Origin of the sequence: Pseudomonas fluvialis (genome assembly GCF_002234375.1) — a bacterium.
GTDB lineage: Bacteria > Pseudomonadota > Gammaproteobacteria > Pseudomonadales > Pseudomonadaceae > Aquipseudomonas > Aquipseudomonas fluvialis.
This window is the reverse complement of record NZ_NMQV01000020.1, coordinates 120,801-135,214: the sequence shown is the minus strand read 5'-3', so window position 1 is coordinate 135,214 and position 14,414 is coordinate 120,801. Positions and strand designations below refer to the sequence as shown.

Genomic DNA, 14,414 nt, shown 5'->3' with positions numbered 1-14,414 from the left:
ACCCCGCAATCTGCCAGCGCGCCCTTCCGTTTTCCCTTTGCTGCCGACACCTACGCGCCGAAGAAAGACGCCAAGACTGCCTGGCCAGGCAACGACAAGAACAGCAACCACGACCAACGCCCGGGCCCCGCGCCACGCGGCTCGCGTCGTTCCATGGGCAAGCGCTGAAGCCCACCTCACCAACCGACTGCCAGGGAGACACACCATGGGTGCCCAGTGGAAAGCCAAACCCAAAGAAGCCGCCGCCAATGCCCGAGGCAAGTTGTTCGGCAAGCTGGTCAAGGAAATCATGATCGCTGCGCGTAACGGCGCCGACCCGGACATGAACCCCAAGCTGCGCCTAGCGGTGCAGCAAGCCAAGAAAGCCTCGATGCCCAAGGACACGCTGGAGCGCGCCATCAAGAAAGGCGCGGGACTGTCCGGCGAGATCATCCAGTACGAGCGCACCCTTTACGAAGGCTTTGCGCCACACCAGGTGCCACTGATCGTCGAGTGCCTGACCGACAACGTCAATCGTACCGTTGCCGAAATCCGTGTACTGTTTCGCAAAGGTCAGCTCGGCACCTCCGGCTCGGTCGCCTGGGACTTTGAACACCTGGGCATGATCGAAGCCACACCCAACAGCGCAGAAGTCGATGCGGAGTTGGCAGCCATCGAAGCCGGCGCCCAGGATTTCGAGGCCAGCGAAGACGGCGACAGCCTGTTCTACACCGAAGCCACCGATCTGGACGCCGTGTGCCGCGCCTTGCCCGAGTATGGCTTTACCGTCAACTCGGCCAAGCTTGGCTATCGCGCCAAGAACCCGGTCACCCTCAGTGGCAGCGCACTGGAAGAAGTCGAAGCCTTTCTTGAAGCACTCGACAACCACGATGATGTTCAGAACGTCTACGTCGGTCTGAGCGTCTGACCTGACGCCTGCGCAAGCCACTCAGCCTTTGCCGTCACGGGCAAAGGCTGCTTCCAGGGCTGCATTGAGGGTTCGCAGGACCTTGATGCGTGCATAACGCTTGTCATTGGCCTCCACCAGCGTCCAGGGCGCCAGCTCGGTGCTGGTGCGATCGACCATATCGCCCACTGCATCGACATACTGCGGCCACTTCTCCCGATTACGCCAATCGTCCTCGGTAATCTTGTAGCGTTTGAAGGGAATGCTCGCCCGCTCCTCGAAGCGCTTGAACTGGGTATCCTGATCAATCGCCAACCAGAACTTCACCAGCACGATGCCGGCGTCATGCAACTGCTCCTCGAAATCATTGATCTCGCCGTAGGCGCGCAGCCAGTCAGCCTGCGCGCAAAAGCCCTCGACTCGCTCCACCAGTACCCGGCCATACCAGGAGCGATCGAAGATAGTGAATTGCCGGCGTGCCGGAACATGTCGCCAGAATCGCCACAGATAGGGTTGCACCCGCTCTTCTTCGGTAGGCGCGGCAATCGGCACGATACGATACTGGCGCGGATCCAACGCTTCGGCCACGCGGCGAATCGCGCCTCCCTTGCCAGCGGCATCGTTACCTTCAAAAACCGCCATCAACGCATGCTTGCGCATCCGTTTGTCACGCATCAACAAGGCTAGCCTGGCCTGCTCGCTGGCCAATTGCTGGCGATATTCCTCCTTACTGAGTTGCAGGCGAAGATCCAGGCTGTCGATCAGACTGCGATTATCCAGGCTATGCACTAACGGTGCGGCATGCGGGTTGCGCTGCCGGCGTTCCTGATGATGCAGGGCGGCCTGCAAGCCTTCCAGGACAATGCGCCCGACACTCAGACTGCGATAGTTGGCATCCGCCCCTTCGATTACATACCAGGGCGCATAGTCGCGACTGGTTCGCCGTAGTACCCGCTCGCCAAATTTGACGAACTTGTCGTAGACGCGGTTCTGCTTCCAGTCCAGCTGGCTGATCTGCCAACTGCGTTGCGGATCCTGCTCCAGGCTCTGCAGGCGCGCCTTGAGCTGCTGCTTGGACAGATGGAACCAGAACTTGAAGATCAGTGTGCCCTCATCACAGAGCATGCGCTCGAAACGCTCAGTATTGTGGATCGCCTGATCCAGACGGGCATTGCTGATGCGTCCATCGACACGTGCCTGGAGCATCTGGCTATACCAGTTGCCGAAGAAGATGCCGATGCGCCCCTTGGCCGGCAGCTTGCGCCAGAAGCGCCACTGTGCAGGCCGCTCCAACTCCTCATCGGTGGGCGCCATGAAACTCTCTACCTGGATGCCACGCGGGTCCATCCATTCGTTGAGCAGTTTGACAGTTTCGCCCTTGCCAGCCCCCTCAATGCCATTGATCAGAATCAGCACGGCAAAACGCTTGTGCTGCTGCAACTCGAACTGCGCTTCGAGTAAGGCCTCGCGCAGATCGGCCACCGCGATGTCATAACTCTGTTTATCGATGGCATGGCCGATTTCGGCAGACTCGAACATCCTGTACTCCCCGCAAGGCAATGAGCAACGAGCCTACGCAATGCCCCAGGCAATGGCCAGTACTGCACGGCGACGGGCCATCAACCCGCCGCCGCACAGCGTTCAACCCTGGCTTTGCGCCAGGTCCATCAGTTCGCGGCTGGCCACGGTATACATGGCATAGTCGACGCTACTGGCAGCACGCAGCTCAGCCAGCATGGCCAACCAGCGCTGGACCAGTGGCTGATGCTGCTGCAACCAGCTGGCCAGGCGTTGTTCCAGTTCGGCACACGGCTCCTCGCACTGCAATACCGCCACGGTAATCGCCCGTTGCTGCCAATCCAGATCATCGCGAAACGCCTCGCGCGCCAGCGCCTGCCAGGTATTTTCCACCGGCAGGTTAGTGACCTGCTGCAGATACCAGGACAGCTCGAGTGCACCACCCACGGCAAAGTACACACTGGCCACCTCCTGCGGCGTACGCCCGCAGACATCTGCTGCCTCGATGATCGGCAGCAGCGTGTACAGGTGATTAGTGCCCGCCACCAGGCGCGCCAACGGCTCGGCAACCCCCGCCTCGACATAGCTCTGGAAACGCGCCAACCACTGCTCACGCGCAGGTCCTTCGAGGAGCTGATCAAGACTACCAGCCAGCTCCGCTACACGGGGCGCAAAATGCGCCACGTCGCGTGCCGCATCCAGCGTGTCGCGGCGACTGCGCAGGAACCAGCGGGTAGCGCGACGCCCCAGACGCATCAGCTCATCCATCAGCTGCAGCTGTAGCTCAGCGGGAACCTGATAGTCCAGCGCCTCGATCTGCTGCCACCAGTACGGCAGGCGGAATACGTCACGCACCACCAAATAGGCCCCGGCCACACTGGCCGCATCCATGCCGGTCGACTCCTTGAGGCGTTGCACGAAGGTGATGCCCATGTGATTGACCAGGTCATTGGCAACCTGCGTGCTGATGATTTCCCGCTTCAGGCGATGCCCTTGCATCACCTCAGCAAACTGTTCGCCAAGGCGTGCCGGGAAGGCCGTGCGCATCTCCCGAACCAGATAGCCGTCATCCACCAGGCTGGACCTGAGCAACGCCTCCTTGAGATCGATCTTGCTATAGGAAATCAGTACCGCCAGCTCTGCCCGAGTCAGCCCCCGGCCATTGGCGGCACGCTCGTTCAGCTCATCGTCACCGGGCAGGAACTCCAGGGCCCGATCCAGCTTGCCAGCCGTTTCCAGAGCAGCCATCAAACGCTTGTATTCTGGCAAACGTTCACGGGCGCGGCGCTCGGCCAGGGACAGGGCCTGAGTCTGCTTGTAGTTGTTTGCCAGCACCAGTGCCGCCACGTCATCGGTCATCTGCGCCAGCAACTGGTTGCGCTGCTTCTCGGTCATGTCACCGGCCGCGACGATCTCACCGAGCAGGATCTTGATATTGACTTCGTGGTCGGAGCAGTCCACCCCACCCGCGTTATCAATGAAGTCGGTGTTGCCGGCGCCCCCTGCCAGGCCAAACTCGACCCGCCCCAGCTGGGTCATCCCCAGATTGCCGCCTTCACCAAACACCTTGGTGCGCAGCTCGCAACCGTTGACCCGCAGCGCATCGTTGGCCTTATCGCCGACATCGGCATGGCTCTCCTTGCTCGATTTGACATAGGTGCCGATGCCGCCGTTCCAGATCAGGTCTACCGGTGCCTTGAGCAGTGCGCTGATCAGGTCATTGGGCGCCAAGCGTTCGGCCTGGATCGCAAAACGTGCCTGCATCTGCGGAGTGATGGCGATGCTCTTGGCGCTGCGCAGGAAAACCCCGCCCCCTGTGGAAATCAGCTGCGCGTCATAGTCGGCCCAGGATGAGCGCGGCAGCTCGAACAGACGCTTGCGCTCGACGAAGCTCTTTGCTGCATCCGGATCAGGGTCGATGAAAATATGCAGGTGGTTGAACGCAGCCACCAACTGCAATTTCTCCGAGAGCAGCAAACCATTGCCGAACACATCACCAGCCATGTCACCAATACCGATGACCGTGATCGGGTCTTTCTGCACGTCGATACCACGCTCGCGGAAATGACGCTGCACACTCACCCAGGCGCCCTTGGCGGTAATGCCCATGCCCTTGTGGTCATAGCCAGCCGAACCACCCGAGGCAAAGGCATCGCCCAGCCAGAAGCCATAGTCGCGGGCAATGCCATTGGCAATGTCCGAGAAAGTCGCGGTGCCCTTGTCGGCGGCCACCACCAGATAGGGATCGTCAGCATCATGGCGTACCACGCCCTCTGGCTCGACAATCTGTCCCTCGCGCAGGTTATCGGTGATATCCAGCAGACCACTGATGAACAGCCGGTAGCAGGCAATCGCTTCGGCAAGGACTTCATCGCGCGTGCCCCCTGGCGGCAAACGTCGCGGCACGAAGCCCCCCTTGGCGCCCATCGGCACGATCACCGCGTTCTTCACCTGCTGGGCCTTGACCAGGCCCAGCACCTCGGTGCGGAAATCCTCCTCGCGATCCGACCAGCGCAGACCGCCACGCGCCACATCGCCAAAGCGCAGGTGTACGCCTTCAAAGCGTGGGCTGTAGACGAAAATCTCGAACTTCGGTACCGGTCTGGGAATGTCCGGAATGAGTCGCGGACTGAGCTTGAAGCTGAAGTAGGATTTGGCCTGGCCGTCGGCAGCGCTCTGGAAAAAGTTGCTGCGCAGGGTGGCCTTGATCAGGTCCAGATAGCGCCGCAGGATGCGGTCCTCGTTGAGTACCGCCACATTGTCGAGCGCAGCGAGAATCGCCTGCTCCAGCTTATGCTGCTTGTCCTGCAGGTCTTCGGCCGACAGCTTGCGCGCCAGATAAAAACGCGTACGGAACAGACGCACCAGCTCGCGGGCAATCTCGGCATGATTGACCAACGTGGCGGCGATATAGCTGAGATCGAAGCCCAGGCGAATCTGCTTGAGATAGCGCGCATAGGCACGCAACAAGGCCACCTCGCGCCATGGCATCGCAGCGCTCAAGACCAGGCGGTTGAAGGCATCGTTTTCCGCCTGACCAGCCACGATATGCACGAAGGCATCCTGCAGGGTGTCGTTGAGCTGCTGGATATCCGCCTTCACGCCTTCGGCGGTGATAAAGGCGAAATCATGAATCCAGAACTCCCGGCCATCGGCACGCCGTAGCTTGTAGGGAAACTCACCCAACACACGCAAGCCGAGGTTCTCGAGAATAGGCAAGACATCCGACAGCGGCAGCGGTGTGTCGGCATGATAGAGCTTGCAGTGCAGCTGGCCACCGCTGTGCGCCAGTGGCTGGTAGAAACTCATGGCCAGCGGACGCTGCTCGTCGAGGCCGAGCAGGTGCTGCATGTCGACCACCGCCGAGTGCGCAGCAAAACGCTCGCGATAACCGGCCGGGAAGCCTTTGGGAAAGTCCGCCAGCACCTGGGTCCCCTGGGCCTCGCCCAGACTTTCCACGATCAGGCCGGCAAAATCATCCTGCCAGGAGCGACAAGCCAGGATCACTTCCTGCTCCAGGCGTTGCGGGTCAATGACCGGCGACTGCCGCGGGTCCACCTTGAGGATGAACTGCACACGGGCCAGCACCGACTCGGAGAAATAGGTCCAGAACTCGCAGTCGCTGGCCTGCAGACGCTCCATCAGGATCTGCTGGATCTTCAGGCGCACTTCGGTGGAATACACATCGCGCGGCACATAGGCCAGGCAATAGGCAAAGCGTCCGTAGGGATCACGCCGCAGGAACAGGCGCAACTTGTTGCGTTCCTGGATTTGCACGATGGCGATAGCGGTACTGAACAACTCGTCCACCGGGGTCTGGAACAGATCATCGCGCGGCAGCACTTCAAGTACCTGAGCCAACTCCTTGCCCAGGTGCGCACTGCTCTCAAAACCGGAGCGCCGAGTAATTTCGGCCACTTTCAGGCGAATGAAAGGAATACGCCGGACACTTTCGGCGTACACCGTGGAGGTGTACAGCCCCATGAAGCGGCACTCACGCACCACCTGCCCCTTGCCGTCCAACTCACGCAACGAGACGAAATCCGGATAGGCCGGACGATGCACCCGACTCGGCACCGCCGCCTTGGCAAAGGACAGCAGCTGTGGTTCGCGCAGGTAGGCAAGCGCCTGCGGCTCGATATGTCGCTCCTGTTCGCTCAATCCGCTACGTAGCAAACGCGACAGGCCCAGCAACGACTGTTCGTCATAGACCAGGCAGCCGCCCTCCGCCTGCTCATGCACCGTGAACTCTTCGTAACCCAGGAAGGTGAAGTGATTGTCCAGCAGCCAGGCAAGAAAGGTCTTGACCTCCTCCAATTCGGCAGGCGCCCCCTTGCCGCGCGCCTTGTCCAGGCCGGCCAGCAGTTGCTGCGCGCGCGCGCGCATCGGCGCGAAATCGGCGACGGCCAGACGCACATCGCCCAGCACATCAAGCAGCCCCTGCTCAAGCGCATGCAGCTCTGCGCCACTGGCACAACGATCGATCTCCAGATAGATCAGCGCCTCCTGACGCACTTGCTCTCCGCTACTGCCACGCGGCAACACTTCGAGCAGCTCGCCAGCTGCATTGCGCCGCACGCTGTACACGCTGTTCTGCAGGGTATGGATGCTGTAGCCACGCCGGTTGAGTTCCATACGCAGCGAGTCGACCAGAAACGGGATATCGCCATGCAGCACTTCGATAGCCGTGTGCGTGGACTGCCAGCCATGTTTCTCGTAGTCCGGATTAAAGGCCCGCACGATCGGCTGCGCAGGATCGAAGTGCGAAAGCAGACGCCAGGCTGACAAGGTGGCGCCCGCCAGGTCGCCCAGCCGCCGCTGCGACAGCTCATCAAGGGCCACGATGCCAAAGAATTGCTCGGCGAACAGCGCTACTTGTGGCAGCGCCTGTTCGTCGACATGCTGCGCCAGGGCTCCTTGCAGTTGGTGCTGGAAGTCAGCCTTGCTGGCGGCAGTGAAAAAGGTCATGGTGAGGCTCCATTTACCGTGAAGGGAATACGGAGACTGGCGGCGGCCATGTCTCTGGTGCCGCCAACGGCGCCAGAGACATGATCACTTGCACAGTCCCCAGGCTGAACATTAGTCCAGAGCAGGGCTATTGCATTACAGTGGCGCAATCAAAACGGCCGCCCACAGTGACCGGCCAGTCATTCCGCCCAGCAGAGCTTAGCGATGGAACACCGTGAAGCGCTTGTCGCGTTGCGACATTTTCTTTCAACCCAGATCCTCGGCCAGGAACGTCTGATCGAGCGACTGCTGATTGCCCTGCTGGCCGACGGCCACCTGCTCGTCGAGGGCGCGCCGGGGCTTGCCAAGACCCGCGCCATCAAGGAGCTGGCCGAAGGCCTGGAAGCCGAGTTTCACCGCATCCAGTTCACCCCCGACCTGCTGCCGGCGGATATCACCGGCACCGAGATCTACCGCCCGGAAACCGCCAGCTTCGCCTTCCAGCAGGGTCCGGTCTTTCACAACCTGGTGCTGGCCGACGAGATCAACCGCGCCCCCGCCAAGGTGCAGTCAGCGCTGCTCGAGGCCATGGCCGAGCGCCAGGTCTCGGTGGGTCGCTGTACCTATCCGCTGCCGCCACTGTTCCTGGTCATGGCCACGCAGAACCCGATCGAGCAGGAAGGCACCTATCCCCTGCCGGAAGCCCAGCTCGATCGTTTCCTCATGCATGTGCGCATCGGTTTTCCCGATGCCGCGGTAGAGCGCAAGATTCTCCAGCAGGCACGTGGCGAGGCCCTGCACGGCGAGGCCGAAGCCCCGCAAAAGGTCAGCCAGGAAGCGATCTTTGCCGCGCGCCAGGAAATCCTCGGTTTGTACATGGCCGACGCCGTGGAGGAGTACTTGGTGCAACTGGTAATGGCCACACGCACCCCCGCCAAGTACGACAGCGAGCTGGCCGAATGGATCAGCTACGGCGCCAGTCCGCGCGGCTCGATTGCCCTGGACCGTTGCGCCCGCGCGCACGCCTGGCTGGCTGGCCGCGACTTCGTCAGTCCGGAAGACATCCAGGCGGTACTCTTTGACGTACTGCGTCACCGCCTGATCCTCTCCTTCGAGGCCGAAGCGGCCGGCATCGACCAGGACCGGGTCATCCAGCGCATTCTCGATCGGGTTGCCGTGGGCTGATGAGCCGACACAGCGCCTTGCCTGCCAGCCCTTGCCAGATCAGCCTGGCCGAGCTGATCGATATGCGTCACCAGCTGCGCGAGGTGCAGCTGTTTTCCAGCAATGCCCGGCGCAGCCCGCTGATCGGCCTGCATCACTCGCGGCTGCGCGGGCGTGGCGTAGACTTCGATCAGGTACGCCTATACCAGCCGGGCGATGATGTACGCAGTATCGACTGGCGCGTGACCGCACGCAGCCAGGAGCCGCACACCAAGCTGTTCCACGAAGAGCGCGAACGCCCGGTATTCATTCTGGTTGAGCAAAGCCCGCGGTTGTTTTTCGGCAGCCAGTTGCTGTTCAAGTCCGTGCTGGCGGCACAGGCGGCGAGCCTGTTTGCCTGGTCGGCACTGGAACACAACGATCGGATCGGAGGACTGGTCTTCGGCTGTCTGGCACCTCAGGAAGTTCGTCCACGCCGCAGCAAGCAAAGCCTGCTGCAACTGCTTGCGCGCCTGGCCAAGGCCAATGCCAGCCTGCAAGATAATCCACGCGAAGATGCGGAAGCCTTCACCCAGGCGCTGCGGCGCAGTCGAGAGGTCATGCGCCCAGGCAGCCTGCTGCCAATCATCTGTGATGAACGCGCACTGAATGAAACGGTCGAACAGCAGCTGATTCTCTTGGCGCGTCACAACGACCTGATCCTCATGCCCATCTCCGACCCCCTTGAACATGCCCTGCCACAGGCCGGCCTGCTGCGCTTTTGCCAGGGCGCGCAGAGCCTGACCCTGGACTGCCAGCAACCCGCCTTGCGACGCCAGTGGCAGGCTCAGGCGAGCAATCGCCAGGCGCGCTGGGAGCGCCTGGCCCAGCAACTGGGCGTGCTGCTGCTGCCGCTGAGCAGTGCCAGCCCTCTGCTTGATCAGCTCAAGCAGCACCTCGCGCAAGGGAGGCCTTCGCCATGAGCCTGAGCGCCACGGAACAGCAGGCGCTGGAGCAGCTCCAGCCCTTGTTGCCGGCTGCGCCGATAGGCCTCTGGCCACCCGCAATCGGCTGGTGGCTGCTGCCGTTCGTGTTGCTCCTGCTGGTCTGGGCAAGCTGGCGTTTAGGGCAGCGCTGGCAGACACGCCCGCGCCCAGAGGAGAAGGTTACCCAGGAACTCGATGCGCAGCGCCAGGCTGCGCTGCAGGCGCTGCAGGCACTGCCCAGGCCCTATCAGCAGGACGCCGGCCCCTGGCTGCAACAGCTCAATGAACTGCTCAAGCGCGTATGTCTGGCTCATTATCCCGACGCCGGCAGCCATACCCTGAGCGGACGGCAGTGGCTGGCCTTCCTCGACAGCCGCTGTCCAGCAGCCGGACTCACCCGCTGGATGGTGCTGGTCGACGGCGCCTATCGCAGTCGCTGCCAGCTGGATGACAAGGCCATCGATGAGCTGGCACTGGCCGTCGCCACCTGGATTCGCAAGCATGTTTGAGTTCGCCTGGCCCTGGATCTTCAGCCTGCTGCCATTGCCCTGGCTGATGCGCGCCGTGCTGCCCCCTGCGCCGCCTGAGGAAGCCGCGTTGCGCGTGCCTTTTCTGCAGGAACTGGCCGAACTGAGCGGCCGTGTACCGCGCGGCTATCTGCCCGCCTGGCGTCGCCAGGCACCCTTTCTGCTGATTTGGCTACTGCTGCTGAGCGCCGCCGCACGCCCGCAATGGCAGGGTGAGCCGCTGCCTGTACCGAGCAGTGGCCGCGACCTGCTACTGGCCGTGGATGTCTCCGGCTCGATGGACTACCCGGACATGCACTGGCAGGGCCAGAGCCTGTCACGCCTGGCCTTGCTGCAACAGCTGTTTGCCCCGTTCATCGAAAGCCGCCAGGGTGACCGCCTGGGGCTGATCCTGTTCGGTTCACGCGCCTACCTGCAGGCACCGCTGACCTATGACCGGCGAAGCATCAGCCATTGGCTGAGCGAGGCACAGGTCGGCATTGCCGGCAGCGAAACGGCACTCGGCGACGCCATCGGCGTGGCCATCAAGCGCCTGCGCCTGCGCCCGCAAAATAGCCGGGTACTGCTGCTGATCACCGATGGCGCCAGCAACGCCGGCAGCCTGGACCCACTGGTCGCTGCACGCCTGGCTGCCGCCGAGCAGGTACGCATCTACACCCTGGGCATAGGCGCCCAGGCCCCCGCCAATGGCCCCGGACTGCTGGCCGGCGCAGGCGCCCTGGAGCTGGATGAGCCGACCCTGCGGGATATTGCCGAGCTGACCGGCGGCGAATATTTCCGCGCTCGCGACAGTAAGGACCTCGAACGCATCGGCGAACAACTCAACCGTCTCGAGCCCGTAGCCCAGCAGGCCAGCCTGACCCGCCTCAACCAGCCCCTCTACCCCTGGCCGCTGGCCCTGGCCCTACTGGGCAGTGTGTCGCTCTGCCTGCCGCAACTGAGTATGCGCTGGCCACGCGGGAGGCGATCAGCATGAGCGACGGGTTCTTCCTGCTACGCCCACTCTGGCTGTTGCTACTGCCATTACTGGGCTACCTGCTCTGGCGTCTCTGGCAACGCCAGCAACGCCATGGGCAATGGCAACAACTGCTGCCCCGTGCCCTGCAACCCTGGCTGCTGGAGCACAGCCATAGCGGCCGTCAGCGCCTACCCTGGGTGCTCCTCGGGCTGGGCTGGCTACTGGCCGGCCTGGCCTTGCTGGGGCCCAGCGGAGAGCGGCTGAGTCATAACGAGCTGAAACGCCACGATCCTTTGGTGATCATCCTTGACATGACACCGCGCATGCTCGCTGCCGATCTCACGCCGAATCGCCTGCAGCAGGCGCGCCACAAAATTGCCGACCTGCTGCAACTGCGTGGCGATGCACAAACCGCCCTGGTCGTGTATGCCGGTAGTGCGCACAGCGTAGTGCCCCTCTCGGATGACCTGAACACCAGCCTGAACCTGCTCGACGCGCTGCACCCCGACATCATGCCCCGCGCGGGACAACGCGCCGACCTGGCCATCGGCAAGGCGCAACAACTGCTGGAACAAGGTGCCAACGGAGCCGGCCGCCTGCTGCTGCTAACCGCCGAGTTGTCCGCTCAGGAGCAGCTGGGTATCCGCCAGCGACTAGGGCGCAACAGCCAGAAGTTGCTGATCCTCGGCCTGGGCAGTCAGGCCGGTGCACCGATACCGGATAGCCAGGGTGGCTTGCGCAAGGACGCACAGGGTGCCATCCAGCTGACCCGCCTCGACGCAACGGGCCTGCAAGCCCTGGCCGAGGCAGTGGCCGGCCGCTACACCAATCTGCAATTGGGCAACAGCGACCTGATCGCTCTGGGCTTGCTCGACAGTGGCGGGCAGTTGCGTCACAGCGGCGAGCAACTACGCCTGGATGTCTGGCTGGATCATGGCCACTGGTTGCTGCTGCCTTTGTTACTGCTGGCCGCCTGTGCGGCGCGACGCGGCTGGCTGTTCATTCTGCCCGTGGGCCTGTTGCTGGCACCGCCAGCACAGGCCATGAACTGGGAGGATCTCTGGCTACGCGCCGATCAGCAGGGCATACGCTTGTTGCGCCAAGGCCAGCCTGCACAGGCCGCACAGCGTTTCATTGATCCACAGTGGCAAGGTCATGCGCTCTACCAGGCAGGCGACTATGTCGCTGCTGCGCAACGCTTTGCCCTCGGCCAGCACGCCGCCGATCATTACAACCGTGGCAATGCCCTGGCCAGCAATGGCGATCTGGAAGCAGCGCTGGATGCCTACGAAACGGCGCTGGAAATCGATGGCAAGCTGAGCGTGGCCTTGCACAACAAGCAACTGGTCGAGCAATTACTGGCACTGCGTCGTCAGCAGGACACCCAGGCCAGCCCGCCGAGCGATTCGCCGACGCCGACAGCCAATCAGCCCAGCACAGCCGGCACACCGGCCCAACCGGCTCAGGAGAGCGACCGTCCGACACAACAGGGTAGCCCTGCCCAGAACGCCACGGAGCCAGGCGCAGCGGACGAAAGTACTGGCCCAGGCCCACAGGCTGACAGCCTGGCGCCCGGCGCAACCGGTCCGGAAAACGGCGCCGCACTCGGCCAGGCCAGCAGCACCCCGGCAAGCCGCGAACAGCAGCAAGCGCTCGAACAATGGCTGCGTGACGTGCCGGATGACCCGGCCGAGTTGCTGCGCCGCAAATTCTGGTACCAACAACAGCATGCTGAGGAAGCGCAGCCATGAGTCTTCTGTCTGTTCTACTGCGCCGCGGCAAACCACTGCTCTGGCTGGCCTTGCTGGCCATGCCCGGCATGAGCCTGGCGTTGACCGCCGAAGTGGATCGCCAGGTACTGCAGGCCGGGGAAACCCTGGAGCTAACGCTAGAGGCCGATGACCCCACGCAGTTCCGTCGTCCCGACCTGTCCCCCCTGGAGAAAGACTTTGAGATTCTCGCCAGCCGTCAGCTGAACAGCCTGAGCAGCCGCGAGGGCAGTGCACGCACCAGCATGCGCTGGGTCATCACCTTGCTCCCCAAACGCAGCGGCCTACTGCAGCTGCCCAGCCTGGGCAATCCACCACAGGCCAGCGCACCCCTGCAGTTGCAGGTGCAGGAAAACCATAACCCACAAGCCAGCCTGGCACCGCTATTCATCGACGCGCATCTGGAGCAGGACCAGGTTTATGTACAGCAACAGGCCCTCCTCACCGTACGCATCTATCACTCGGTTTCGCTGTTCGATGACAGCAGCCTGACAGCTCCACAAGTCGATAGCGCACGCATCGAACGTCTTGGCGAGCCGCGCACCTTCGAGAAACTGCTTAACGGCATACGCCATGGCGTGATCGAAGTGCGTTATGCGCTTTATCCCCAGCAGAGTGGCGAGCTACGCATTCCAGGGCAGGTATTCAGTGCCACCCTGGCCGACAGCGACAGCCTCAGCCGGCGCAGCGGACGACGCCATGTGCGCGCTCCGGATTTGCTCCTGCAGGTTCGCCCGCAACCGCCCAGCTACCCACCCGGAGCCCCCTGGCTGCCGGCACGCAAGGTCAGCCTGGTACAAGCCTGGCAACCGCAACCGGACGCCGCACGCCTGGGCGAATCGATCACCCGCAGCCTGCTGCTCAAGGCCGAAGGACTCTCCAGCGCCCAACTGCCGCCCCTGCCGATTAGCGAAGCCGAGCATCTACGCCGCTACCCTGACCAGCCGAACCTCACCGACCAGCGCGAGGAACATGGCTTGATCGGTGGCCGCGAGGAACGTGAGGCCCTGATTCCCCTACAGGTCGGCGAACTGCGTTTACCCGCCCTGACCCTGTACTGGTGGAACACCGAAACTGACAGCCTTGAGCGCATAGAGCTCGCCGAAGAAGTCCTGCAGGTACAAGACAACCCGGCACTGCTGCGCGAACCGGCACGCTTCAGCAACGAACTGGACGAACAGCCTGCGCACCCGCTGCTGTGGGCCTGGCAGCTGGCCACGGCCGTGCTGGCCTGCACTACCCTGCTGGGCTTTGCCCTGTGGTGGCATGCACGACGCCAACCTGCCGTGGCCAGTAACGCGACAGCCCCCAGCGGCCCCAGCCCGCGCACCCTGCTCGACGAACTCAAGCGCGCCTGCCTGTCCGGTGACCCACAGCAAACCCGCCAGGCCCTCGATGCCTGGGCTCGCCAACAACCCGAAACCCTCGCCGACATGGCGGCACGCTACGAGGCGCTCTCGCAAGCGCTGGATGGCCTGAATGGCGCGCTGTACAGCGAGGCAGCCAGTGATTGGCACGGCGAACAGTTGTGGCAGGCCGTGCGCAACTTGCCAGCCAGGCACGAAGACCAGTCCGGCAACAGCGACAACAGTCTGCCCCCGCTTTACCCGCGCTGAAGCATTTTTCCGAAGGCGCATAAAAAACCCCGGGGCGCCAGGCGCCCCGGGGTTCTTAAAGAAG

The 14,414-nt window shown here is 62.9% G+C and carries 9 protein-coding genes; 7 read left to right on the top strand and 2 right to left on the bottom strand.

Annotated features, from left to right (window positions below; translation table 11 throughout):
• Positions 1 to 205: 205 nt before the first annotated feature.
• On the top strand, positions 206 to 907 hold the full coding sequence (locus CFY91_RS11135; protein ID WP_093986439.1) for a YebC/PmpR family DNA-binding transcriptional regulator: 702 nt from the start codon (positions 206 to 208) through the stop codon (positions 905 to 907).
• A 21-nt stretch (positions 908 to 928) separates the two neighbouring features.
• Here CFY91_RS11135 and pap read toward each other — a convergent pair whose 3' ends face one another.
• Together pap and CFY91_RS11125 are read right to left on the bottom strand one after the other, a co-directional pair.
• On the bottom strand, positions 929 to 2,425 hold the full coding sequence (gene pap / locus CFY91_RS11130; RefSeq protein WP_093986438.1) for a polyphosphate:AMP phosphotransferase: 1,497 nt from the start codon (positions 2,423 to 2,425) through the stop codon (positions 929 to 931).
• Positions 2,426 to 2,527: 102 nt separating this feature from the next.
• Positions 2,528 to 7,372, bottom strand: coding sequence for an NAD-glutamate dehydrogenase (locus CFY91_RS11125; RefSeq protein ID WP_093986437.1), 4,845 nt, complete (start codon positions 7,370 to 7,372; stop codon positions 2,528 to 2,530).
• A gap of 204 nt (positions 7,373 to 7,576) precedes the next feature.
• On the opposite strand from CFY91_RS11125, the gene CFY91_RS11120 reads away from it, so the two are divergent.
• The 6 genes from CFY91_RS11120 to CFY91_RS11095 are packed head-to-tail and all read left to right on the top strand — an operon-like array spanning position 7,577 to position 14,350.
• Positions 7,577 to 8,536 carry an AAA family ATPase gene (locus tag CFY91_RS11120; protein WP_093986436.1) on the top strand — a complete coding sequence of 320 codons (960 nt, stop codon included), beginning with the start codon at positions 7,577 to 7,579 and terminating at the stop codon, positions 8,534 to 8,536.
• The gene (locus tag CFY91_RS11115) at positions 8,536 to 9,477 is read left to right on the top strand and encodes a DUF58 domain-containing protein (RefSeq protein ID WP_093986435.1); all 942 of its coding nucleotides are present in this window, start codon (positions 8,536 to 8,538) and stop codon (positions 9,475 to 9,477) included. The genes CFY91_RS11120 and CFY91_RS11115 overlap by 1 nt, the downstream gene beginning before the upstream one ends.
• Positions 9,474 to 9,989: a DUF4381 domain-containing protein gene (locus CFY91_RS11110; RefSeq protein ID WP_093986434.1), complete on the top strand. Its 516-nt coding sequence runs from the start codon at positions 9,474 to 9,476 to the stop codon at positions 9,987 to 9,989. Before CFY91_RS11115 ends, CFY91_RS11110 begins: the two co-directional genes overlap by 4 nt.
• Positions 9,982 to 10,983, top strand: coding sequence for a VWA domain-containing protein (locus CFY91_RS11105; RefSeq protein ID WP_093986433.1), 1,002 nt, complete (start codon positions 9,982 to 9,984; stop codon positions 10,981 to 10,983). Before CFY91_RS11110 ends, CFY91_RS11105 begins: the two co-directional genes overlap by 8 nt.
• Positions 10,980 to 12,716 carry a VWA domain-containing protein gene (locus CFY91_RS11100; protein WP_093986432.1) on the top strand — a complete coding sequence of 579 codons (1,737 nt, stop codon included), beginning with the start codon at positions 10,980 to 10,982 and terminating at the stop codon, positions 12,714 to 12,716. The genes CFY91_RS11105 and CFY91_RS11100 overlap by 4 nt, the downstream gene beginning before the upstream one ends.
• Positions 12,713 to 14,350 carry a BatD family protein gene (locus CFY91_RS11095; RefSeq protein WP_093986431.1) on the top strand — a complete coding sequence of 546 codons (1,638 nt, stop codon included), beginning with the start codon at positions 12,713 to 12,715 and terminating at the stop codon, positions 14,348 to 14,350. The genes CFY91_RS11100 and CFY91_RS11095 overlap by 4 nt, the downstream gene beginning before the upstream one ends.
• Positions 14,351 to 14,414 lie beyond the last annotated feature (64 nt).

What these genes read in the sequence shown, in the direction of transcription:
- CFY91_RS11115 (WP_093986435.1), top strand. Translation starts at nt 8,536, where the DNA reads ATGAGCCGACACAGCGCCTTGCCTGCCAGCCCTTGCCAGATCAGCCTG.
- pap (WP_093986438.1), bottom strand. Translation starts at nt 2,425, where the DNA reads ATGTTCGAGTCTGCCGAAATCGGCCATGCCATCGATAAACAGAGTTAT.
- CFY91_RS11125 (WP_093986437.1), bottom strand. Translation starts at nt 7,372, where the DNA reads ATGACCTTTTTCACTGCCGCCAGCAAGGCTGACTTCCAGCACCAACTG.
- CFY91_RS11100 (WP_093986432.1), top strand. Translation starts at nt 10,980, where the DNA reads ATGAGCGACGGGTTCTTCCTGCTACGCCCACTCTGGCTGTTGCTACTG.
- CFY91_RS11120 (WP_093986436.1), top strand. Translation starts at nt 7,577, where the DNA reads ATGGAACACCGTGAAGCGCTTGTCGCGTTGCGACATTTTCTTTCAACC.
- CFY91_RS11095 (WP_093986431.1), top strand. Translation starts at nt 12,713, where the DNA reads ATGAGTCTTCTGTCTGTTCTACTGCGCCGCGGCAAACCACTGCTCTGG.
- CFY91_RS11110 (WP_093986434.1), top strand. Translation starts at nt 9,474, where the DNA reads ATGAGCCTGAGCGCCACGGAACAGCAGGCGCTGGAGCAGCTCCAGCCC.
- CFY91_RS11135 (WP_093986439.1), top strand. Translation starts at nt 206, where the DNA reads ATGGGTGCCCAGTGGAAAGCCAAACCCAAAGAAGCCGCCGCCAATGCC.
- CFY91_RS11105 (WP_093986433.1), top strand. Translation starts at nt 9,982, where the DNA reads ATGTTTGAGTTCGCCTGGCCCTGGATCTTCAGCCTGCTGCCATTGCCC.